The 22,264-nt window shown below is 69.5% G+C and carries 22 protein-coding genes, 1 tRNA gene and 1 pseudogene; 20 read left to right on the top strand and 4 right to left on the bottom strand.

Annotation, left to right across the window (positions count from 1 at the left end):
• Window positions 1–6 precede the first annotated feature (6 nt).
• Window positions 7–480 (top strand): hypothetical protein, encoded by a 474-nt coding sequence (locus tag ACT4N8_RS09475; RefSeq protein ID WP_444857885.1) that lies wholly within the window; start codon window positions 7–9, stop codon window positions 478–480.
• Window positions 481–759: 279 nt separating this feature from the next.
• On the opposite strand, the gene ACT4N8_RS09480 is transcribed toward ACT4N8_RS09475, so the two are convergent.
• Entirely contained in the window at window positions 760–1,230 is a 471-nt protein-coding gene (locus tag ACT4N8_RS09480; protein ID WP_444857886.1) for a hypothetical protein, read from the bottom strand.
• A gap of 232 nt (window positions 1,231–1,462) precedes the next feature.
• Here ACT4N8_RS09480 and ACT4N8_RS09485 point away from each other — a divergent pair.
• From ACT4N8_RS09485 to ACT4N8_RS09520, 8 genes and pseudogenes are all read left to right on the top strand, one after another.
• Window positions 1,463–2,806 (top strand): annotated as a pseudogene (locus ACT4N8_RS09485) (methyl-accepting chemotaxis protein).
• A 52-nt stretch (window positions 2,807–2,858) separates the two neighbouring features.
• Window positions 2,859–3,569: an SDR family NAD(P)-dependent oxidoreductase gene (locus tag ACT4N8_RS09490; RefSeq protein ID WP_444857887.1), complete on the top strand. Its 711-nt coding sequence runs from the start codon at window positions 2,859–2,861 to the stop codon at window positions 3,567–3,569.
• A complete protein-coding gene (locus tag ACT4N8_RS09495; protein WP_444857888.1) occupies window positions 3,559–4,461 on the top strand; it encodes a 50S ribosomal protein L11 methyltransferase in 903 nt (300 codons plus the stop codon). Before ACT4N8_RS09490 ends, ACT4N8_RS09495 begins: the two co-directional genes overlap by 11 nt.
• A gap of 56 nt (window positions 4,462–4,517) precedes the next feature.
• Window positions 4,518–6,182, top strand: a complete 1,665-nt coding sequence (locus ACT4N8_RS09500) for a hypothetical protein (RefSeq protein ID WP_444857889.1) — start codon at window positions 4,518–4,520, stop codon at window positions 6,180–6,182.
• A gap of 4 nt (window positions 6,183–6,186) precedes the next feature.
• On the top strand, window positions 6,187–6,438 hold the full coding sequence (locus ACT4N8_RS09505) for a hypothetical protein (protein ID WP_444857890.1): 252 nt from the start codon (window positions 6,187–6,189) through the stop codon (window positions 6,436–6,438).
• Window positions 6,439–6,497: 59 nt separating this feature from the next.
• Window positions 6,498–9,125 carry a DUF2339 domain-containing protein gene (locus tag ACT4N8_RS09510; RefSeq protein ID WP_444857891.1) on the top strand — a complete coding sequence of 876 codons (2,628 nt, stop codon included), beginning with the start codon at window positions 6,498–6,500 and terminating at the stop codon, window positions 9,123–9,125.
• Complete coding sequence (locus ACT4N8_RS09515; protein ID WP_444857892.1) at window positions 9,118–9,561, top strand: hypothetical protein; 444 nt, start codon at window positions 9,118–9,120, stop codon at window positions 9,559–9,561. The genes ACT4N8_RS09510 and ACT4N8_RS09515 overlap by 8 nt, the downstream gene beginning before the upstream one ends.
• 46 nt (window positions 9,562–9,607) lie before the next feature.
• A tRNA-Pro gene (locus ACT4N8_RS09520) sits at window positions 9,608–9,684 on the top strand.
• A gap of 23 nt (window positions 9,685–9,707) precedes the next feature.
• On the opposite strand, the gene ACT4N8_RS09525 is transcribed toward ACT4N8_RS09520, so the two are convergent.
• Complete coding sequence (locus ACT4N8_RS09525) at window positions 9,708–10,010, bottom strand: putative quinol monooxygenase (protein WP_444857893.1); 303 nt, start codon at window positions 10,008–10,010, stop codon at window positions 9,708–9,710.
• 100 nt (window positions 10,011–10,110) lie between these two features.
• On the opposite strand from ACT4N8_RS09525, the gene yajC reads away from it, so the two are divergent.
• The 4 genes from yajC to ACT4N8_RS09545 are packed head-to-tail and all read left to right on the top strand — an operon-like array spanning window position 10,111 to window position 13,409.
• Window positions 10,111–10,446, top strand: a complete 336-nt coding sequence (gene yajC, locus ACT4N8_RS09530; protein WP_444857894.1) for a preprotein translocase subunit YajC — start codon at window positions 10,111–10,113, stop codon at window positions 10,444–10,446.
• 13 nt (window positions 10,447–10,459) lie between these two features.
• Complete coding sequence (secD, locus tag ACT4N8_RS09535) at window positions 10,460–12,046, top strand: protein translocase subunit SecD (RefSeq protein WP_444857895.1); 1,587 nt, start codon at window positions 10,460–10,462, stop codon at window positions 12,044–12,046.
• An 18-nt stretch (window positions 12,047–12,064) separates the two neighbouring features.
• The gene (secF, locus tag ACT4N8_RS09540; protein WP_444857896.1) at window positions 12,065–13,045 is read left to right on the top strand and encodes a protein translocase subunit SecF; all 981 of its coding nucleotides are present in this window, start codon (window positions 12,065–12,067) and stop codon (window positions 13,043–13,045) included.
• Window positions 13,026–13,409 (top strand): Mth938-like domain-containing protein, encoded by a 384-nt coding sequence (locus tag ACT4N8_RS09545; protein WP_444857897.1) that lies wholly within the window; start codon window positions 13,026–13,028, stop codon window positions 13,407–13,409. Before secF ends, ACT4N8_RS09545 begins: the two co-directional genes overlap by 20 nt.
• Here ACT4N8_RS09545 and ACT4N8_RS09550 read toward each other — a convergent pair.
• Window positions 13,406–14,572 carry a glycosyltransferase gene (locus tag ACT4N8_RS09550; protein ID WP_444857898.1) on the bottom strand — a complete coding sequence of 389 codons (1,167 nt, stop codon included), beginning with the start codon at window positions 14,570–14,572 and terminating at the stop codon, window positions 13,406–13,408. The two genes, ACT4N8_RS09545 and ACT4N8_RS09550, sit on opposite strands and share 4 nt — an antisense overlap.
• A gap of 131 nt (window positions 14,573–14,703) precedes the next feature.
• Between ACT4N8_RS09550 and ACT4N8_RS09555 the strand changes: the two genes are divergently transcribed.
• From ACT4N8_RS09555 to hslV, 7 genes are all read left to right on the top strand, one after another.
• Complete coding sequence (locus ACT4N8_RS09555; RefSeq protein WP_444857899.1) at window positions 14,704–15,585, top strand: outer membrane protein assembly factor BamD; 882 nt, start codon at window positions 14,704–14,706, stop codon at window positions 15,583–15,585.
• 106 nt (window positions 15,586–15,691) lie between these two features.
• Window positions 15,692–17,344 (top strand): DNA repair protein RecN, encoded by a 1,653-nt coding sequence (gene recN / locus ACT4N8_RS09560; RefSeq protein ID WP_444857900.1) that lies wholly within the window; start codon window positions 15,692–15,694, stop codon window positions 17,342–17,344.
• Complete coding sequence (locus ACT4N8_RS09565) at window positions 17,341–17,706, top strand: hypothetical protein (protein WP_444857901.1); 366 nt, start codon at window positions 17,341–17,343, stop codon at window positions 17,704–17,706. The genes recN and ACT4N8_RS09565 overlap by 4 nt, the downstream gene beginning before the upstream one ends.
• A complete protein-coding gene (ligA, locus tag ACT4N8_RS09570; protein ID WP_444857902.1) occupies window positions 17,703–19,814 on the top strand; it encodes an NAD-dependent DNA ligase LigA in 2,112 nt (703 codons plus the stop codon). Before ACT4N8_RS09565 ends, ligA begins: the two co-directional genes overlap by 4 nt.
• A gap of 47 nt (window positions 19,815–19,861) precedes the next feature.
• The gene (locus ACT4N8_RS09575; RefSeq protein WP_444857903.1) at window positions 19,862–20,182 is read left to right on the top strand and encodes an ArsR/SmtB family transcription factor; all 321 of its coding nucleotides are present in this window, start codon (window positions 19,862–19,864) and stop codon (window positions 20,180–20,182) included.
• Window positions 20,179–20,718 carry an SRPBCC family protein gene (locus ACT4N8_RS09580; protein ID WP_444857904.1) on the top strand — a complete coding sequence of 180 codons (540 nt, stop codon included), beginning with the start codon at window positions 20,179–20,181 and terminating at the stop codon, window positions 20,716–20,718. The genes ACT4N8_RS09575 and ACT4N8_RS09580 overlap by 4 nt, the downstream gene beginning before the upstream one ends.
• A gap of 64 nt (window positions 20,719–20,782) precedes the next feature.
• On the top strand, window positions 20,783–21,328 hold the full coding sequence (hslV, locus tag ACT4N8_RS09585; RefSeq protein ID WP_444857905.1) for an ATP-dependent protease subunit HslV: 546 nt from the start codon (window positions 20,783–20,785) through the stop codon (window positions 21,326–21,328).
• Here hslV and ACT4N8_RS09590 read toward each other — a convergent pair.
• Window positions 21,325–22,197, bottom strand: a complete 873-nt coding sequence (locus ACT4N8_RS09590) for a LysR family transcriptional regulator (RefSeq protein WP_444857906.1) — start codon at window positions 22,195–22,197, stop codon at window positions 21,325–21,327. The genes hslV and ACT4N8_RS09590 overlap by 4 nt on opposite strands.
• Window positions 22,198–22,264: the final 67 nt, after the last annotated feature.

Raw genomic sequence — 22,264 nt, forward strand, 5'->3', positions numbered from 1 at the left:
GCGATCATGAGGGTCGGTCAACTGATTACCGGTGCGCCAGACGGCCCACCGCTCGCGCCCGCGCGGGCGGCCGAGCTCCGCGATGAGCTTCAACAGGCTCATCACGACTTGCTGGCGGCCCTTGCCACGCTGGAGGAATTGACGGCTGAGCCCCGGCCCGACCCCGGTCGCTATCCCAATGCCCGCTGGAGACTGAGCCTCGCCAGCCGCAGGCGGCGGACGGTAACGACCGCGGCTTGCACCGAGCTTCTGGGGACCGCGTCGCCGGACGAAGCCTCGATCATTCGGGCGCTGATAGCCGGCGAGGCACACAAGCTCGGCGAGTCGGCGTCTCATGTCCGCAAGTGGTGCATGGACGCTATCGCCGCCGATTGGTCGGGATATTGCGCGGCTTCCAACGCGCTGCGCAAATCGATGAGGGACCGGATCACGGCGGAGCAGGCCGTGCTCTATCCGTTGCTGGACAGATATTCCCGCTAGCACGAAGCGCGGGGCCTTCGCGTGTGCAATATCGACGCGCTAACCCGGCCGTCCGGATCGGGTCACGCCGCATGCCACAGCCCCTTGCCGGTCCCGAACCAAAAAGTCTTTCCTAAAGCCTAACCTTTATGGTCATATCGCCAAATAGCAGAGAACCGATTCGCGTATGATGATGCATATGCTGCCGAGGCTGCGGCCATCGCAACGGCTCGCCGCAACGCGCGGCTGACATACCGATACTTTCGTCACCTTCGTGCTGATCGGTCATACCGGGCTACTTCAGCAGCCCGCGATCACTGTCCTTGTGATCTCCGCCCCCGTCCGGTCGGTCCAGATGTAGCGGTAGGAGCCGCCCATCGCCATCGTCCGGCGCATCTGCTCCAGCCCACAGACGTTGCCCCGCGTCGACTGGACGACGCCCGCGCGCTGCGCGTCGGTGACGTCCGCGGCATTCACCTGGACCTGCATATGGTAGGTCAGCTGCGTTCCTTCCGCGCTGATCGCGGTGACGGAGCTCAGCTCGTCGACCTGGATCGGCGTCTGCGCGTTCAGCTGCCGCGCCGCCTCGCCCTGCGCGCAGCTCATCATCGCCTGGCGCTGGGCCGCGCTGAGCTCGCTCATCGCCCGGCTCTCCATCCCAGCGGGCACGCAACGCCGCACCAGCTCCGCGCTGTCGGTCCGCACGTTCGCCGGCTGCGCCACGCCAGCCCCCGCGATCGCCGCCAGCGGCAGCACCAACAGGCAACGCATGATTCATCCCCCTTCGACTTTGCGGCTTCGCCTCGCGCCCGATATCACGACATCCATCGCCCGGCGTCAAATGTTTGAAATGCCGAACCAGTCCCTGCGGCATCGCAGCCTCGCTCCGCCCGTCAAAAAACCGCGCGGACCGCGTGCCTTTTCTAACAGGCTGTTAACCACTGCACCGGTAGACCGGCGCGCAAGAGACAAGGCTTTGGCGCTGAGAAGGATACGAGCGACGATGAGTGGCGAGACGCGGGAGCGGGATGCGGCGGACCTCGGGCGGCGGATCAAGCTGTTCGATCTGGACGGGCGGCTGGAGGCGGATTGTCGGGAGATCTGGTCGCTGGTGGAGCCCGACAAGCGCGTCATCGCGCGCGCTTATTGGGAGCGCTACGCCCGCTCCGACGAGATCGACCGGCCGATCGGTCCGGACAAGATCGAGGAGCTGACCGACCGGATCGTCCCCCATATCGTGGCCAAGCACGAGCGGCTCGCCGAGCCCGAATGGTTCGACATGACGCGGGGCTATGTCGAGGCGGCCGCGAAGGCGAACATCTCGCACACCACGCTTTATGCCGGCATCGCCGCCTGCGGCCAGGCGATCGTCTCGCTGCTCGCCGCGGCGCTGCCGAACGACCCGGAGCGGCTGGCGCGGCTGACCTCGGCCGGGATGGCCCTGGTCGCGCTCGAGATCGACGTTTTCTCCTATCATTACGACGTGCTGCGCACCCGCGCCGAGCGCGAGCGGCGCAGCGCCCAGGGCAGCGAGTTCAACAAGGAGATCGTCAGCGTCGTCGAGAAGACCGCGTCGGGCTCGCGCAAGGTGCGCGACCAGGCGGCCGAGGCGAGCCAGGCGGCGCGCGGCATGCTCGGCAAGACCAGCGAGGTCGCCGCGGCGGCCGAGCAGTCGGCGGTGGCGATGCGCGAGGCGGCGCAGACCGCGGCCGGCCTGATCATGGCGATCGAGGAGGCGCGAAGCGAAGTCGAGGTCGCGGCGGGCGTGGCGACTCGCGCGGGCGAGCAATCGGCCAAGGCGGTCGAGGTCTCCAAGGCGCTCTCCGAACAGGTCGGCGCGATCGAATCGATCCTCGGGCTGATCCGCGACATTGCCGGGCAGACCAATCTGCTGGCGCTCAATGCCACGATCGAGGCGGCCCGGGCGGGGGATGCGGGGCGCGGCTTCGCCGTCGTCGCGCAGGAGGTGAAGAGCCTCGCCAACCAGACCGCCAACGCGACCGACGACATCGCCAACAAAATCTCCGCGATCCAGTCCGCCACCCGCCAGACCCTCGAAGCCAACGGCTCGATCCAGTCGACGGTGGAGGAGGTGCAGACCAGCGCCGACCGCATCCGTCAGGCGATGGAGGTGCAGGCGCAGACCGTGACTATGATCACCGCCGCGGTCGACTAGACCGCGCTGGCCGCCGATTCGATGTCCTCGACGATCGCCGCGATCCGCGCCGATACCGAGGCGGTGGCGAGCGAGATCGACGAGGTCGAGCAGAATTTCTCCGAGGTCGACGCGCAGATGGCGCAGTTCAAGGCGACCGCGGGCAGGTTCGTCCAGACCTTCGCGGCCTGAGGGCGCCGACGCCCCCCTTTCCTGATCGGCGCGGCGCGCGTATCGCCGCGCCATGACCGAGCCACTCCACATCCTCGTCACCGGCGCCAGCCGGGGGATCGGCGCCGAGATCGTCAAGGCGCTCGCCGGCCACCGCGTCGTCGGCCATTCCAGCGCGGGCGGCGACGGGCGGATCGCGGCCGAACTCGCCGACCCTGAAGGCGCGACTGCCTTGTGGTGGGAGGCGATGGGCCGGCTCGACGGGCGGATCGACGTGCTGGTCAACAATGCGGGCGTGTTCGAGCCCGCGCCGCTCGGCTCGAGCGACGCCGAGTGGGAAGCGCATTGGGAGCGGACCTTGCGCATCAACCTGCGCGCGGCGGCGGACCTCTGCCGCCTCGCCGTGCTTCATTTCCGCGAGCGCGGCAGCGGCGGGCGCATCGTCAACGTCGCCAGCCGCGCCGCCTTCCGCGGCGACAGCCCCGACCACTGGCATTATGCCGCGTCGAAGGGCGGCATGGTCGCGATGACCAAGTCGATCGCGCGGGCCTATGCTGGCGAGGGCATCTACGCCTTCACCGTCGCGCCGGGCTTCACCGTGACCGGGATGGTCGAGGAGTATGTCGCGAGCCGGGGCGGCCTTGCAGCGCTGGGCGAGCTTCCCCTCGGGCGGCCGGCGACCGCCGACGAGGCGGCCGAGACGGTGCGCTGGCTCGCCACCGACGCGCCCGCCTCGGCGACCGGCGCGGTGATCGACGTGAACGGCGCCAGCTTTGTCCGCTAGCTATAAGGCCACGCTCCCCTGCACCAAAGAGGAGGCGGAGGCGCTGGGGGAGGATATCGTGGCGTTCGCCGCGCTCGACGCGCCGCCGGTGCTGGTCACGAGCGAGGCCGAGGGCGAGGCCTGGCGGCTCGACGCTTATTTCGAGAGCAAGCCGAACGCGGCGGACCTCGCCGCTCTGCGCGCGCTGGTGCCGAGCGCGGGCGTGGTTCCGACCGTCGAGCGCGTCGGCGATGCCGATTGGGTCACGCTCTCGCAGGCGGGTTTGGAGCCGATCCGGGCGGGGCGCTTCTTCGTCCACACCCCGGCCCATCGCGACGAGGTGCCGCCCGACGCAATTGCCTTCGAGATCGACGCCGGGCGCGCCTTCGGCACGGGGCAGCACGAGACCACGACGGGCTGCCTGATCGCGCTCGACCAGCTGAAGGCCCGGGGGGCGCACATCTCCAACCTCGCCGATATCGGCACCGGCACCGGCCTGCTCGCCTTCGCCGCCTTACGGCTGTGGCCGGCGGCGCGCGCGATCGCGTCGGACATCGATCCGGTCGCGGTCGAGGTCGCGGCGGAGAATGCCACGGTGAACCGGGTCGCGCTCGGCCGGGCGCGCGGTCAGTGTGAGCTGGTCGCCGCGGCGGGCGTGGCGCATGCACGGCTGAAGGCGCGCGCGCCCTACGACCTCGTCATCGCCAATATCCTCGCCGGGCCACTGATCGCGCTCGCCCCGGCGATAGCGGCCGCCCTCGCGCCGGGCGGGCGGCTGATCCTCGCCGGCTTGCTCGGCCGCCAGGCGGAGCGGGTCGCGCAGGCCTATCGGCGTCAGGGACTGCGCCCCGCCGGCCGCATCGACCGCGGCGACTGGCCGACCCTGGTGCTGCGCAAGCGGCGCGGCGCATAGAAGCCCCTTCCCCATTCCAGGCGCGGCGCTAAGCTGCCGCCAGGGAGACTGAGACGATGCGCGTTGCGATCCGCAAGGCGGCCTTGCTGGCCGCGCTGGCGACCACCGCCTTTGCCGCGCAGGCGGCCGAGGACGCGACCCGGCGGACGCCGGGCATTCCGAACCAATCCTGCCTCGATCCGGTCGATGCTTCGAAGCAGATCGACGGCGACGCCGCACCGCCGCCTTTGCTCGACGGCCTCGGCAACGCCGGGCTCGAGCCGGACAGCGACCATCAAGAAGCCCGCGCCTATTTCGCGCAAGGCGTGCGCCTGGTCTGGGCGTTCGACGAGGTCGAGGCGATCCGCGCCTTCCAGGCGGCGCAGCGGCTCGATCCGACCTGCGCGATGTGCTTCTTCGGCGAGGCCTGGGCGCGCGGGCCCACGATCAACCTCAACCCTCGCGACGAGGAACTCGAAGCCGCGCGCGCCGCGATCCGCCGCGCGCAAGCGCTGTCGGATGGCCTCGGCGCGCGCGACCGCGTGCTGATCGAGGGCCAGGCGCTGCGCACCCGCGACGGCGATGAATTCGACAGCGAAGGCTATGCCGCCTTCATGGAGCGCGCCGCGTTGCGCATGCCGCTGGACGACACGATCCAGATCATGGCCGCAGACTCGCGGATGATCCTCAACCGGGGCGAGATGCAGCCCGGCAACCTCTCGCAGCGGCTGCTGGAACGGGTGCTCGCGCGCAACCCCGACCATATCGGCGCGATCCATTTCTACATCCACATCACCGACTGGATCGACCGCCAGCACCTCGCCGTGCCTTATGCCGAGCGGCTCGGCCGGCTCGCGCCGGCGGCGAGCCACCTCGTCCACATGCCCTCGCACAGCTTCTACGGGGTCGGCCGCTATGCCGACGCGGCGGCGTCCAATGTCGCCGCGATCGCCGCCGACCGGGCGTTCAACGCGACCGCCCGGCCCGAGCAGTCCGACTATCGCTTCTACCTCAACCGCCACAACATGCATTTCGCGATCACCAGCGCGCTCGCCCGCGGCGACGGCGCGACCGCGGCCGACGTCGCCGCGCAGTACCGCGCCACCTATCTTGCCGGCGAGGTGCAGGCACCGTCGCGGCTGCTCGGCTCGGCGGTCTTTTACACCGCCGGGCTGCATGCGCCGCTTGCCGAGGTGCTGGCCTTGCCGGAAGCGGAGCATGCGATCGACCGGGCGATGCGTCATTATGCGCGCGGCGAGGCGCAGGCGCGGGCCGGCGATGCCGCGGCGGTGCGCGCCGAGGCGGCGGCGATCGCGGCGCTGCGCGAGGGCACGGATGCGCCCGCCTTGGGCCGCGGCGGCGCCCGGCTCGCCGAGGTCGCGCAATATGTGCTCGAAGGCCGCGCCGCGATGCTCGCCGGCGAGCATGAGGGCGCACAACGCGCCTATCGTCGGGCGATGGAAGCGCAGCTCGAGGCCGATTTCGGCATGGACCCGCCGCTCTTCTGGTATTCGGTCCGCCGCAGCCTCGCCGTCGCCCTGTTGGCGAGCGGAGACGCGGCCGGCGCGCGCAACCAGCTCCATGCGAGCCTGCGCCGCTGGCCCAACGATCCGCTCGCACTCTACGCTTTGTCGCTCGCCGACCGGGCGCTGGGCGATGGGCGCGGCGCAGACGGAAATCTCGCACGAGCGCGAGCGGTCTGGGCGGGGGACGTAGTGGCGGTGCCATTGACGCGGATTTGAAGCCTTGCGTGTCTATTTGATCACGGGTGTAATCGCAGGCGCCTACGTCCTGTTCTGGCCGTGGTCCCACACGCGCAGACTGTTGCAAAGACGGGAGGATCGGCTGGGGGAGCTAGCAGCGGGCGAGGAGGAGAGCTTCTTCGAAGAGCGCCGCGAACTTGAGGCCTACCCGACGATGAAAAGCGAATGGCTGCTTCGCCTCCTTGGCGGAGTGATGTTCATCGGCTGCCTCGTCCTTCTCCTCACCGGCCGCTAAGCTGGGGCGCCACTTTATCCGCTGACAGCATTGGCCGCGACCGGTAGGCAGGCGGGGTGGTGGAGCTGCTTCTCCTCATTCTGATCGGCGGCGGGTTCGCGCTGTGGATCTCGAACCGAGATCTGAAGGCGCGGCTCGATGCGATCGAGCGGCGGCTGGAGGGGAGCGAGGCTCCGGCGTCGCCCGCGTCGGCGGGCGCGCCGATGGAGCCGGAGGTGCCGTACACGGTCACCTATCAGCGACGGGAGCCGGCGCGCACCGCTGTTCCGGCGGAGACCGGGGTTCAGGACCGGGCCGAGACTCCTCCGCCGGAGCGCGTCATCGAAATCGGCGACGAGCCGGAGCGCGAGCGCGAGGAGCCGGAGCGCGAGCGCGAGTCGGTCGGCGCGTTGTTCGAGCGGCTGGTGGGCGGGCGGCTGCTGATCTGGCTGGGCGGGATCGCGCTGGTGGTCGCGGCGGTCTATCTGATCCGCTACTCGATAGAGATCGGGCTGGTGACGCCGGCGATGCGGATGGCGGGGGCCGCTTTGTTCGGCCTCGTCCTGCTCGGCGCGGGCGAGGCGTCGCGCTGGAAGATGGCGGACGATCCGCGCATCGACCAGGTTCTGGTCGGGGCGGGGATCGCGGTGCTCTACGCGGCCGCCTATGGCAGCCACAGCCTCTACGGCCTGATCGGGACGGGCGCGGCTTCGGCGGCGATGCTGGCGATCACCGCCGTGGCGCTCGGCCTGTCGCTCCGCCACGGCGCGCCGACCGCGGTGATGGGGCTGATCGGCGGCTTCCTCACCCCCGCTCTGGTCGGCGATTCGAGCTCGGGGCCGGTGCCTTTGCTCGCCTATCTGGGCCTGCTCGATCTCGCCATCTTCCTGATCGCGTGGCGGCGCGGCTGGACCTGGCTGGCGGCGGCGGCGGTGGCGCTGAGCTTCGTGTGGAGCGCCTTCCTGCTTTTCCTTGAGCCCGAGGACGCGCTCGCCTCCGGCATGTTCGTCATCCTGCTCGCGATCGGCGCCTCACTGGCGAGGCCGGGCGACGGGCGGGCGTTAGGGCTGATCCAACCGCTGCTGATCGGCATCGTCCAGCTCGCCTTCGTCGCGGCGCGGAGCGATCTGGGCTTCCTGGGCTGGCTCCAGTTCGGCGCGCTCGCGGCGGCGAGCCTTGTTCTCGCCGCGCTCCGCAAGGAGTATCGCGCGGCGCCGGCGGTGGCGCTCGCCTTCGGCCTGCTCGTCCTGCTCGGCAAGGCGGGGGTCCGGACCGATCCGTTCGTGCTCCACGCGGCCGTGGCGCTGACCATGATCTTCGGGCTGGGAGGGCTGGCGCTGGCGCTGGCGCTGGCGCTCCGGCAGCCGGGACGGCTGTGGACGGCGGTCGCGGCGGGCGGCTTTGCCGGACCGCTGCTGGTCGCCCGCGCCGCCTGGCCGGCTCTGCTCGACCTGCCCGTCTGGGGGGCGATCGCGGCGGGGCTGGCGCTCGGACCGGCGACCTTGATCTGGCTGGCACGCGGCTGGGCCTCGGCGAGTGCGCCGGCGGAGCTCGGGCTGCTCACTGCGGGCGCGGCAGCCGCCTTGCTGCTCGGCGCCGCGATCTGGGACCTCGCGCCGGGCGAGTGGGTCGTGACCGGCTGGATGGCCGTCGCGCTGCTGCTCACGCTCGCGGCGCGGCGGCTTGGCGATCTGGCGCTGGCGACAGTCGCCGCGGCGACGGCGGCGGCGGCGGCGGCGCGGGCCGTGTCGCTGGTGCCCGAACTGTCGACGGCGGCGATCACGGCGCTGATCGGTCTCCCGGCCCTCGCCGTCGACCTGCCGACGGCGCGCGATGCCCTGTTCGCGCTGGCGCTGCCGGCGGTATTGCTCACGGGCGTGCGGCTGGCGATGCCGGAGCTGCCGCTGGGCGCGCGGCGGGCGCTGGCGCCGGTCGCCGGGCTGTTCGCGCTCGCGGCGGCTTATGTCTGGTTCAAGCAGGGCTTCGGCCTCGCCTCCGAAGAGGATTTCGTCGCGCGCGGCTTCCTCGAGCGGACGATTCTGACCCAAGCCCTGTTCGCCGCCGGCTGGCTGTTCGCCTCGGGGCGGCTCAAGCTGCCGCGGATCGAGCCGGCGATGCTGCGGCTCGCCGGCACGGCGCTGACCGCGCTCGCCGCCGCGCGGCTGGTTTGGTTCGATCTCGTGATGCACAACCCCGCTTTCGACGCGCAATGGGTCGGCGCGACGCCGGTGCTCAACCTGATCCTCCCCGCTTATTTGCTGAGCGCCGCCTGGCTCTACGCGGCGCGGCGGCGCTACAAGGACGCGGCGCGCTCGGGCTTCTGGCTGGCCGCCTTCCTCGCCGCTCTGGTCGCGGGCGCGATGCTGCTGGTGCGCCAGGCCTTCCAGGGGCCGATCCTGACCGGGCCGGAACTGCCGATCGGCGAGATGTACGGCTATTCGGCCGCGGGCATCGTCGTCGCGTTGGCGCTCCTCCTCGGCGGCGTGCGGCTGCCCGACAAAGCGCTCAGGCTGGCGGGCCTGATCCTGCTCACCGCGACGATGGTGAAGGTCTTCCTCGTCGACGCCTCCGAGCTGGAGGGCGTGCTGCGTATCCTCTCCTTCCTCGGCCTCGGCGTGGTGCTGATCGGGATCGGCCGACTCTACGGCCCCATCTTGCGCGCCGAGCTGGGCGCGGGCGAACCGGCAAGGGGACAGGCGCATGGATGACGAAGCGGCGATCGGGGCGGTGGTCGACGAGATGTATGCGATGATCTCGGGGCCGAGGGGCCCGCGCGACTGGTCGCGGCAGGCCAATTGCTTCCACCCCGACGCCCGGCAGATCCGCACCTTCATCGGGCCGGACGGGCGCGCCGCGTTCAAGGCGATGGGGCAGGAGGAATATGTCCGGGACACGACGTCCTTCTTCGCGGAAAACGATTTCTTCGAGGTCGAGATCGGGCGGCGGATCGACCTGTTCGGCAATATCGCCCATGTCTGGAGCGCCTACGAGGCGCGAACCGCCCTGGACGACGCCGCGCCGGAGCGTCGGGGGATCAACTCGATCCAATTGTTCAAGGACCCGGAACGCGGCTGGCGGATCACGTCAATGATCTGGGACAATGAGCGCGAGGGCGTCGCGATCCCGGCCGATCTCGCCGGCTGATCGCCTTGCCTTCGCGGGGCGGCCCGCCTAAATGCGCCGCCTTGGTCGGGGCGTAGCGCAGCCCGGTAGCGCATCACACTGGGGGTGTGGGGGTCGCTGGTTCGAATCCAGTCGCCCCGACCATCGAGCGGATTCCCTAAGCGGGCTCACTCGCCCATTACGGTGGTCAGGAACTCCGCCTTGTAGGCCTTGATGCTCGCCGCTTCGATCCTGGCATGGGCAAGCGGCGCCATCAACTCCGGAATCCGGGCATTGTGCGCGTCGAGCGCCGCCTGGTCGCGCCAGGCCTCGCTGATTCGGACAAGGTCCGGATCGAACAGATCGACGCCATAGGCATAATGGAGACAGCCCTCCTCGCTGAGCGAGGAGGTGACGTTGCGTTCGAGCACGGCCCTGAAGCGCGCGACCTCGCCGGCGCCGAACTTCACCTGTCCCGTGACGACGATCATGGTTCCCCTCCTTGCCTTGGCAATCGCCCATCCCCATGATAGTCGCCTCGCGCTTTTCCGGCGAGCGCTTCCGCGCCGCTCACCTTCCGAGTAGGATCGCATGTTCGCATCACCAGCCTATGCCGCGACCGGCGGCTCCGCCGCGGGGGGGACCCTGGCCTTCTTCAATATGGTCTTCCCGCTCCTCCTCATCTTCGTCATCTTCTACTTCCTCCTCATCCGCCCGCAGCAGCGGCGGATGAAGGCGCATCAGGCGATGATAATGGCGGTGAAGCCGCGCGACACCGCGATCACCTCGGGCGGGCTGATCGGCAAAGTCACCAAGGTCGACGAGCATGAGGTCGAGCTCGAAGTGGCGCAGGGCGTCAAGGTCCGCGTCGTCAAGTCGATGCTGAGCGACGTGCGCCCCTACGGCGCCAAGCCCGCGAACGACTGAGGGCGCGGCCGCCATGCTCAATTTCTCGCGCTGGCAGATCTGGCTGATCAGCCTCGCCTGCCTGATCCCCGTGCTGATGGCGGTGCCGAGCTTCCTTCCCACCAACGCCCGAGCGAGCCTGCCCGGCTGGGTGCAGGCGATCCATGTCAATCTCGGCCTCGACCTCGCCGGCGGCAGCCACTTGCTGCTGGAGGCGGAGACCGGCGATCTCGCCCGCCAGCGCCTCCAGGCGATGGAGGACGTGATCCGCCGCGAGATGCGCACGGCGGGCATCCAGATCACCGGCTTGTCCGGCCAGAACGGCGTGCTGAGCTTCGCGGTGCGCAATCCGGCGCAGCTCGCCGAGGCGCGCAACATCGCCACCCGCCAGTCGCAACCGGTCGGTTTTTCCGCGCAATCGGACTGGAGCGTCGACACCCAGGACGGCCGAATCGTCATGCGCCAGACCCAGGCCGGGATCAACGCCGCGATCGATAATGCGATGGAAGTCGCGCGCGACATCATCGACCGGCGGATCAACGCGCTCGGCACGCTCGAGCCGACGATCATCCGCCAGGGGAGCAACCGCATCGTCGTGCAGGTGCCGGGCATGCAGGACCCCGAGGCGCTGAAGCGGCTGATCGGCCGCACCGCCCGGCTCGAATTCCGGATGGTGACCGAAGGGGTGAGCCAGGAGCAGCTCGCCGCCGGCCGCGCCCCGATCGGCAGCCAGATTCTGCCGACCAGCGAGGGCGCCCGGATCGCGGTTGAGCGCCGGGCGATGATCTCCGGCGACCAGATCGCCGACGCGCGCCAGGATTACGACCAGCAGGACGGCACGCCGAACGTCGTCATCACCTTCGATTCGACCGGGGGTCGCCGCTTCGCGCGGGTGACTCAGGAGAATGTCGGCAAGCCCTTCGCGATCATTCTCGACGGCGTCGTCATCTCCTATCCGGTGATCCGCGAGCCGATCCTGGGCGGCCAGGCGACGATCTCGGGCGGCGGCTTCACCGTGCAGACCGCGAACGAGCTCGCCATCTCGCTGCGCTCGGGCCGGATCCCGGTCGAGCTGGAGGTGGTCGAGGAGCGCACGGTCGGGCCGGAGCTCGGCGCCGATTCGATCCGGCTGGGCATCATCGCCAGCATCGTCGCCGCCGGGCTGGTGATGCTGTTCATGCTCGCGACCTACGGGCCGTTCGGCCTGTTCGCCAACGCCGCCTTGGTCCTGAACGGGCTGATGATCGTCGGCATCATGGCCTTCTTCAATGCCACGCTGACCCTGCCCGGCATCGCCGGCTTCGTGCTCACGATCGGCGCGGCGGTCGACGCCAACGTGATCATCAACGAGCGCATCCGCGAGGAAATGCGCAAGGGCCGCAAGGTGATCGACGCGATCGACCACGGCTGGAACGAGGCGAGGACAGCGATTCTCGACGCGAACATCACCAACACGATTGCCGGCGCGCTGATGTATTATTTCGGCTCGGGGCCGATCCGCGGCTTCGCCGTGGTGCTGATCATCGGCATCGCGACCTCGGCCTTCACCGCGATCACCGTGGCGCGGATGATGGTCGCCATCTGGGCGCGGCGCACGCGTCCCAAGTCGCTGACATTGTAGCGCAGGCAAGGATCGATCATGCGGCTGATGAAGCTCGTCCCCGACAATACGAACATCGATTTCCTGCGCTGGAAGCTGTTCGCCGTCGTCACCTCGCTCCTGCTGGTCGGCGCCTCGATCTTCTGCCTGGCGACGCGCGGCCTCAATCTCGGCGTGGACTTCGCCGGCGGCCAGATGGTCCAGGTCACCTTCGCCCAGCCGCCTCAGCTCGATGAGCTGCGAACAAGGATCGGCGCGCTCGGCGTGGGCGATCCGACCATCCAGGAATTCGGCAGCCCGACCACGATCTCGATCCGCGTGCCGCGCGCCCAGGACGAGACGGTCGAGCAGGCCAACGCCATCGCCGCCAGCATCCGCGGGTCGATCGCGCAAAACTATCCGGGCAGCCGGATCGACTCGGTCGAGACCGTAACGGGCAAGATTTCGGAGGAGTTCGCCTGGGACGGCGCGCTCTCGGTGCTGCTCGCGATGCTCGGCGTCGCCGCCTATATCTGGATACGCTTCGAATGGCAGTTCGGCCTCGGCGGCCTCGTCTCGCTCACCCACGACTTCATCATCGTGATGGGCTTCTATTCGCTCACCCAGATCGATTTCAGCCTCAACGCGGTCGCGGCCCTGCTCACCCTGATCGGCTATTCGCTGAACGACACCGTCGTGGTCTATGACCGCATCCGCGAGAATCTTCGAAAATATCGCAAGATGGCAATCGAGCCGCTGCTCAACCTGTCGGTCAACGAGACGCTGTCGCGCACGATCAACACCAACGGCGCGGTGCTCGTCGCGATAACCGCCCTGCTCCTGCTCGGCCCGGATGTGATCTACGATCTCACCATCGGCATCTTCGTCGGCGTCATCATCGGCACCTATTCGTCGATCTATGTCGCGCGCTTCCTGCTCGTGCCCCTGGGCGTCGGTCCGGACAGCTTCGTGCCCAAGGATCCGATCAGCCGCGCCGCGCGGGGACCGCGCAACGAAACCGATGACGGCGCCCGCGTTTGAGCGCAGCCCGGCGCCGCGTGGCCCGGTCGTCCGTGGCCTTTCGGCGGGCGGCTTCACGATCGACGGCGAAACCTATCAGGCCGCCTTGCTGACGCCGGAGGGCGCGCGCGCCTGGCAGGATGCGCCACCGCTGGCCGAGCTGATTCCGGCCCATGTCGAGACGGTACTGGCGCTCGATCCGCAACCCGAATTCCTGATCCTGGGCACGGGCGCGCACCAGGCCTTCCCGCCGCGCGCCTTCGTCCGCGCGCTCGAGGAACGCGGCATCGGCGTCGAGGCGATGGACAGCCGCGCCGCGGCGCGGACCTGGGGCATCCTGCGCGCCGAGGAACGCTGGATCGTCGCGGCCTTGCTGCCGCTCTAGCGCCCGGCGACCGCCGAGAGATGAGCGAACAGCTCGTCGCTGTTGCGGTCCCAGCTGAACTTCTCCGCCGCCTTACGCACATCCTTCTGCGATGGCGGCGTGGCGAGGATCTCCCGCGTCGCGGCGGCGAAGGCGGCGGGATCGCGCGGGACCAGCCGGCCCGCTTCCGGCCGGTCGATCGCGTCGCGCGCGCCGCCGACGTCGCAGGTCACGACCGGCGTGCCGCAGGCGAGCGCCTCGACCCAGACATTGGCCAGCCCCTCGCTCGCGCTCGGCTGGAGCGAGACGTCGGCGGCGGCGAGCAGGCCGGGCAGCGCCTCGTGCGGCAGCGCGCCGAGGAAGCGGACGCGATCGTGCACGCCGAGGCGGCGGGCGAGCTGGCTGAGCATCGCGCGGTCGGGACCGTCGCCGACGAGCAGCAGAGTCGCGTCCGGTATCGCCGCCAGCGCCTCGATCGCGACCGCCTGGCCCTTGCGCGGGATCAGCGCCCCGGCGGTGACGAGCAGCGGGCCCGCGACGCCCAGATCCGCCTTGGCCTTGGCGCGATCGACCGGGCGAAAGGCGTCGAGATCGACCCCCGTGTGATGGACCCGGATTTTCTCTTCCGGCAAGCCGAGCGCCACCATGTCCGCCTTCATCGCCGCGCTCACCGCGAGCAGTCCGCCCGCGGCGCGGCCGGCGGCGAGGATCTGGCCGCAGATGTCGGGTTGCCCCCCCCAATGATGAATGTCGGCCCCGCGAGCCTTGATCGAGAAGGGTATGCCGAGCGCTTCGGACAAGCGCATCGCCGCCGGCCCGTCCGGCCAGAAGAATTCGGCGTCGATCACGTCGAACGGGAAGCGGTCGCGGATTTCGCGCAGCAGCGGCAGCAACGCGTCCGCCATGCTCGCGGCAGTCCGCCGCTCGCCCCCTTTCGGCCAGACCCGGTAGCGCGGGCGGTGCACCCGCAGCCCCTTCCACGCCTCCTCGCGCGGCAGGCGGCGCAGCGGCGCATAATGCGGATGGAGCGAGAGCGGCCAGACCGGCAGTCCGACCGGCGCGACGACCTCCAATGCCACGTCCGCGCGCGCGGCGAGGCCGAGCGTCTGCCGCTCGACGAAGACGCCGAGGGTCGGCCGCCGCCCGTTCGGAAACAGGGTCGCCAAGGTGAGCACGCGAAGCATCGCATCCGCGCATAGCAGAAAGCGCCCAAATGCCGAGTTAAGCGGCCCATTAAAGCGCGGTTCAGCCGGGCTCCGCTCTCCTAGCCAAACGCCGCTTGGCCTCCCCCGAAGCCTCAGCTAAGAAGCCCGCCATGCACAGCTTTTCCCGCCCGCTCGCTCTCCTCGCCGCCGTCGCCATCGTCCCGCTCGCCGGCTGCGGCACTTTGGGCCTCAACCGCACCGCGGCCGACACGCGCTATGTCGCGCGCGACGTCAACACGCTCTACAACGCCGCCTTCCAGCGGCTGCAGCGCCGGCAATATCAGCAGGCGGCCCTGATCTTCGACGAGGTCGAGCGCCAGCATCCCTATTCGATCTGGGCGCGGCGGGCGCAGCTGATGAGCGCCTTTTCCTATTACGCCGCCGACGATCACACGAAATCGATCGAATCGGCGCGCCGCTTCCTCTCGATCCACCCGGGCAACCGCGACGCGCCTTACGCGCTCTATCTGATCGCGCTCAACTATTACGAGCAGATCAGCGATGTCAGCCGCGACCAGGGGATCACCCGCCAGGCGCTGGACGCGCTGGGCGAGGTCGTCCGCCGCTATCCGGGCACGCCTTATGCCGACGATGCGCGGCTCAAGATCGACCTCGTCCGCGACCATCTCGCCGGCAAGGAGATGGAGGTCGGTCGCTTCTACCAGCGCCGCGCCGAATGGCTCGCCTCGACGGTACGCTTCCGCAATGTGATCGAGCAATATCAGACGACCAGCCACACGCCGGAAGCGCTGATGCGGCTCACCGAATCCTATCTCGCGCTCGGCATTCCGGGCGAGGCGCGGCGCTCCGCCGCGGTGCTCAGCGCCAATTATCCCAACACCGAATGGTATGAGCGCGCCTACAATCTGATCCAGCGCCACGCGCCCAACACGACGCCCGACACCCCGCTTGGCAGCGCGCCCACGCCACCGCCCGCCGCGGCGACGCCCGAGCCGCAGCCGGAGCAGCAGCCGGCGACGCCCCAGGGTTGACCGCGTCATTCCAGCGAAAGCTGGAATCTCCGTGCTTCAAAGGGTGTGAGATACCCGCTTTCGCGGGAATGACGTAAGAGAATCGGATGCAGGGTTCGCGCTTTCCATGCTGACCGGCCTCTCGATCCGCGACGTCGTGCTGATCGAAACGCTCGACCTCGAATTTTCCGGCGGGCTCGGCGTGCTCACCGGGGAGACCGGGGCGGGCAAATCGATCCTGCTGGACGCGCTCGGCCTGGCGCTCGGCGCGCGCGCGGACAGCGCCCTGGTGCGGACCGGCGAGACGCAAGCCTCGGTCGCGGCGACCTTCGAGATCGCGGCGGATCACCCGGCGCGGGCGCTGCTCGACGAGAACGGCCTCGCCGCCGAACTCGGCGAGCCGCTCGTCATCCGGCGGATCGCCAAAGCCGACGGCGGCAGTCGGGCCTTCGTCAACGACCAGCCGGTTTCCGCCGGTCTGCTCCGCGAGCTCGGGGCGAGCTTGGTCGAAATCCACGGCCAGCATGACGATCGGGGCCTCCTGAACCCGCGCGGCCACCGGTCCTTGCTAGACGCTTATGGCCGGATCGACACGGGACCGACCGCCGAGGCGTGGCAGCGCCTACGGGAAGCCGATGAGGCGCTGGCCGAGGCGCGCGAGGCGCACGAGGCGGCCGAGCGGGACCGGGAATGGCTGGCCCATGCGGTCGAGGAGCTAAACCGCCTCGCGCCCGAGGCGGGCGAGGAGGAGAGCCTCGCGGCGCTGCGCGCGACGATGCAGGCCGGCGCGCGGCTCGGCGACGAGCTGGAGGCGGTCGCGGCTTTGGTGCAGGGATCCGGAGGCGGGCTGGCGCAGCTGCGGCAGGCGGCACGGCGGCTCGACCGGATCGCGGCCGAGCATGTCTCGCTGGCCGAGACGCTGGCGGCGCTCGATCGGGCGGTGATCGAGGCGGCCGAGGGCGAGGATGCGCTGGAGCGCGCGCGCGCCGCTCTGACCTTCGATCCGGCGCGGCTGGAGGAGGCCGAGGCGCGATTGTTCGAGATTCGCGCGCTCGCCCGCAAGCACCGGGTCGAGGCCGACGCGCTTCCCGCGTTGCGCGAGGAGCTGGCGGGCAAATTCGCCGCGCTGGAGGCGGGCGGCGCCCATCTCGCCGGGCTGGAGGCTGAAGTGGCTAAAGCGCAGGCCGAATACGACCGCGCCGCCGAGACGCTAAGCGCGGCGCGGCGCGAAGCGGCGGGGCGGCTCGACGCGGCGGTGGCGGGCGAGCTGGCGCCGCTGAAGCTCGACATGGCGAAATTCCGCACCGCGATCGACGCGGCGGAGCCCTCGGCGGCGGGGCGCGACCGGGTCGAGTTCGAGGTCGCGACCAATCCCGGCGCGCCGTTCGGACCGCTGACGAAGATCGCCTCGGGCGGCGAGCTCTCCCGTTTCATCCTCGCCCTCAAGGTCGCGCTGCACGAGGAGGGCGGCCCTCGCACGATCGTCTTCGACGAGATCGACCGCGGCGTCGGCGGCGCGGTGGCGAGCGCGGTCGGCGAGCGGCTGCACCGGCTCGCGGCGGCGGGCCAGGTGCTCGTCGTCACCCACTCGCCCCAGGTCGCCGCCCGCGGCGCCACCCATCTCCTGATCGAGAAGAGCCACGACGGCACCGTCACCCGCACCGGCGTCCGCGCCCTTAACGCGGAGAAGCGCCGCGAGGAGATCGCGAGGATGCTGTCGGGCGCGCAGGTCACCGACGAGGCCCGGGCGCAGGCCGAACGCTTGTTGGAGGCGGCGTGAGCGACACCGTCACGCTCTGGCGGCCGGTCGGCCCGGAGGAACTTAAGCTGATCCGCAAGAGCGGAATGCGAGCCTTCCCGGAACGCCTGCCGGAGCAGCCGATCTTCTATCCGGTGACGACCGAGGACTATGCGGCGAAGATTGCTCGGGACTGGAACGTGCCAGCGAGCGGGTCCGGTTTTGTAACGAGATTCGAGGTGAGATCCGACTTTTTAAACCGCTATCACGTGCAGAGCGCCGGCGGCCGGGCGCATCAGGAATATTGGATACCGGCAGACGACCTGGCGGCCTTCAACGAAGCGATCGTCGGTCCGATCGAGGTGGTCGCCGAATTTCTGGCGGAAGGACCGGCAAATCCATGAAGGAAGCCGAAGCTACCGAACGCCTTGCATATCTGGCCACGGAGATAGCGCGACACAATGCGCTCTATCACACCGAGGACGCGCCGGAGATTTCGGACGCGGACTATGATGCGCTGGTGCGAGAGAATGCCGCGCTGGAGAAGCAATTTCCGCATCTCGTGCGCGAGGACTCCCCCTCGCGGCAGGTCGGCGCGGCGCCGGCGGCGCATCTTTCGAAGGTGCGGCACGCGCGGCCGATGCTCAGCCTCGACAATGCCTTCTCCGAGGCGGACCTGCGCGATTTCGTCGAGCGGGCACGGCGCTGGCTGAAGCTTCCCGACGACGCGGAAATCGCGCTCACGGCCGAGCCCAAGATCGATGGCCTCTCCTGCTCGCTGCGCTACGAAAAGGGCGCGCTCGTCCTTGCCGCCACCCGCGGCGACGGCTCCACCGGCGAGGTGGTCACCGCCAACGTCGCGACGATTCCCGACGTCCCGCAGCGCCTGAAGGGGGCCGCCCCCGACGTCTTCGAAATCCGGGGGGAGGTCTATATGTCGAAGGCGGACTTCGCGGCGCTCAACGCCCGCCTGCTCGCCGAGGCGGAGGAACCGGACAAGGCGCGCCAGTTCGCCAATCCGCGCAACGCCGCCGCCGGCTCGCTGCGCCAGAAGGACGCGGCGGTCACCGCCTCGCGGCCGTTGCGCTTCTACGCCCATGGCTGGGGCGAGGCCTCGGCGGTGCCCGCCGACACGCAGGCCGGCGTGATGCGGGCGATCCAGGCCTGGGGCGTGCCGGTCGCCGACGATCTCGTCCGCTGCACCGATGTCGACGCGCTCCTCGCCCATTATCGCGCGATCGAGGCGAAGCGGGCGGACCTGCCCTTCGACATCGACGGCGTCGTCTACAAGGTCGACCGGCTCGATTGGCAGGAGCGGCTCGGCTTCGTCTCCAAGGCGCCGCGCTGGGCGATCGCGCACAAATTCCCGGCCGAAAAGGCCGAGACCGAATTGCTCGCGATCGACATCCAGGTTGGCCGCACCGGCAAGCTGACCCCGGTCGCGCGGCTGAAGCCGGTCGGCGTCGGCGGCGTCACCGTGACCAACGCGACCCTGCACAATGCCGACGAGATCGCCCGCCTCGGCGTGCGCGTCGGCGACCGGGTCCGCATCCAGCGCGCCGGAGACGTCATCCCGCAGGTGCTGGAGAATCTGACGCCGGAGCGCGTCGCGCCGCCCTACATCTTCCCCGACAAATGCCCGATCTGCGATTCCGACGCGGTCCGGGAGGAGGGCGAGGTCGACGTGCGCTGCACCGGGGGACTGATCTGCCCCGCCCAGCGGGTCGAGCGCCTCCGTCATTTCGTCAGCCGCCACGCGCTCGACATCGAGGGGCTGGGGATCACCCATATCGAAGCCTTTTTCCACGACGGGCTGCTCCAGTCGCCCGCCGACATCTTCACGCTGAAGAAAGACGATTTGCTCGCCCGGGAGCGCTGGGCGGAGATTTCGGCGCAAAATCTGATCGACGCGATCGACGTCAGGCGAAAGCCGCCGCTCGACCGCTTCCTGTTCGCGCTCGGCATCCGCCATGTCGGCGAGGTCACCGCGCGCGACCTCGCCCGGCGCTACCGCAGCTGGGCTGCCTTCATGGCGATGATCGAAGGCGCGCTGGCGACGCGGCGCGAGCTGGCGCCCGAGGACGGCGAGGAGGAGCGCAAATTCCTCGCCCGGCGCAACAAAGCGGTGGTGGAGGCGGTGGGGACGGCCAATATCGGCCCCGAAGTCGCCAACGCCTTGCTCGATTTCTTCGAGGAAGAGCATAATCGCGAGGTGATCGTCGCCATTTTCGCCGCGGGCGTCGAGGTCGCCGATGTGGTCCACGAGGTCCGCGAATCGCCGGTGACCGGCAAGACCATCGTCTTCACCGGCAGCCTCGAGACGCTCTCCCGCGACGAGGCCAAGGCGCAGGCCGAGAGCCTCGGCGCCAAGGCGGCCGGCTCGGTCTCCGCCAAGACCGACCTCGTCGTCGCCGGCCCGGGCGCGGGCTCGAAGCTCAAGAAAGCCGAGGAGTTCGGCATCCAGGTGATGACCGAGCAGGAATGGCTGGCGCTGGTTGCCGAAGCGAGCTGAATGATTCGTACTTGACTTAATTAAGCTCATAGCGAAATACGGCGGCGATGAACAAGTTCGCCGCCTTGTCCGATTCGACCCGCCTGGGTGTTGTGGAGCTGCTCGGGCAGGGATCGCGTGCGGCCGGCGAGATCGGCGCGCATTTCCCGATCAGCGCGCCGGCCATGTCGCAGCATCTGAAGACGCTGCGCGAGGCCGGGCTGGTCCGGGTTCGGATCGACGGCCAGCGCCGGATCTACAGCCTCGATCCGGCCGGCTTCGCCGAGATGGAGGACTGGCTTGCTAGGATGCGCCGCTTCTGGGGCGGCCGGCTCGACGCGCTGGAGCGGGCGCTGGAGGACGACGATTCCAAAGGAGAGACGACATGACCACTGCCACCGCCGAATATGGCACCATCACCGAAGCCGGCACGATCCGCTTCGAACGACTTCTCCCCGGCCCGATCGAACGGGTCTGGGCGTATCTCACCGAATCCGACAAGCGCGCCCAATGGCTCGCGCGCGGCGACATGGATCTCCGTCCCGGCGGCGAGATGGAATATGTCTGGCGCAACCAGGAACTGGCCCAGCCCGACGAGGTCGCCCCTGAGAAATGGAGCGGCGAGCATCGAATGAAGGGCCATATCGTCAAGGTCGATCCGCCCCGGCTCCTCGTCCACACCTGGGACGAGGAATCGAGCGAGAGCGAGGTAAGCTTCGAACTGACCGAGGTCGGCGACAAGGTCCGCCTGGTCCTCACCAACCGCCGCCTCCCCAATCGCGGCGAGCTGGTCGGCGTCTCGGGCGGCTGGCATGCCCATCTCGACGTGTTGCAGGAGGTGCTGGAAGGCGGCCGGCGCTCGCGCTTCTGGGACAAGGTTCAGCGCCTCCACGATCATTACGAGGGGACCACGCCCACCGACTGAACGGCGGTTGCAGCTTCGCGGCGCCCGTCCCACATAGCCCCCGACACGAAGAGCGGGAGCGGACATGGAAGTCTGGCACGGCACGACGATCCTCGGCGTGCGCAAGAACGGCAAAGCCGTGATCGCCGGCGACGGGCAGGTTTCGCTGCAATCGACGGTGATCAAGCCCAATGCGCGCAAGGTGCGCCGGCTCGGCGACGGCAGTGTGATCGGCGGCTTCGCGGGCGCCACCGCCGACGCCTTCACCTTGTTCGAGCGGCTGGAGCGCAAGCTCGAGCAGCATCACGGCCAGCTGATGCGCGCCGCGGTCGAGCTCGCCAAGGATTGGCGGACCGACAAATATCTCCGCAACCTCGAGGCGATGATGATCGTCGCCGACAAGGACGTGACCCTGATCCTGACCGGCAATGGCGACGTGCTCGAGCCGGCAGCGGGCGTCGCGGCGATCGGGTCTGGCGGGAATTTCGCCCTCGCCGCCGCGAGCGCGATCTTCGATTACGAGGAGGACGCCGAGACGATCGCGCGCAAGGCGATGAAGATCGCCGCGGACATCTGCGTCTACACCAACGACCAGCTCACCGTGGAGACGATCGAGGACGCCGCTTCCTAGCCTCCTGCCGCCGCGGCAAGGATCCAGGTCTCGAACGCCGCCATTGCGGGCGTCGGCTTGCGCGATTTGAGGCGGGTGAGCCAATAGCCGCCGAGGCTCACCTCCTGCCGGAAAGGACGAACCAGCTTGCCTTCCGCCAACTCGTGCTCGAACAGCCGGACCGGGACCAAAGCGACGCCATGGCCAGCGATGGCCGCTTCAGCGGCCAGGGCGGCGGAATCGAAGACGGGGCCGGTGAGCGGCGGTGCCGATACGCCCGCCGCCTCGAACCAGGCCGTCCATTCGCCGATCCGGTAGGAGCGCAACAGGGTTTCGCCAGTCAGATCCGCTGGCTCGCGCAGCCGCGCCGCGATTTCCGGCGCGCAGAGCGGGCTGAGCGGCGCGTCGAACAGGCGCACCGCCTCGGTGCCGTGCCAGGCGCCGTCGCCGTAGCGGATCGCGAAATCCAGTCCCTCCTCGGCGATGTCGACGCGGTTGTTGTTGGTGCTGAGCCTGAGGTCCACGAACGGATGCGCGGCCTTGAACCGCGCCAGCCGCGGTAGCAGCCAGCCGAGCGCGAAGGTGCCCACCGCGCCGACGCTCAGCACCTCGCGCCCCTTGCCGCCGTCGAATGCGTCGAGCGCGGCCGCCATCCGGTCGAACGATTCCGTCAGCACCGGCAGCAGCGCCTGCCACTCGTCGGTCAGCGCCAGCCCGCGCGGCAGGCGGCGGAAGAGCGGCGCGCCGAGCCGCTCCTCCAGCGCCTTCACCTGGTGGCTCAGCGCCGCCGGGGTGACGCAGAGTTCGATCGCCGCCTTGGTGAAGCTCAGATGCCGCGCCGCCGCCTCGAAGGCGCGCAGGGAATTGAGCGGGAGATAGGGCCGGATCATCCTGCCATCCTAGCCGCGCTGGCGCGCGCGGCTCGCCGCCAGCTCGGCTCCGCACACGACTGACATC

The sequence above is a fragment of the Sphingosinicella sp. genome (assembly GCF_052387495.1).
In the GTDB taxonomy this organism is placed as follows: domain Bacteria; phylum Pseudomonadota; class Alphaproteobacteria; order Sphingomonadales; family Sphingomonadaceae; genus Allosphingosinicella.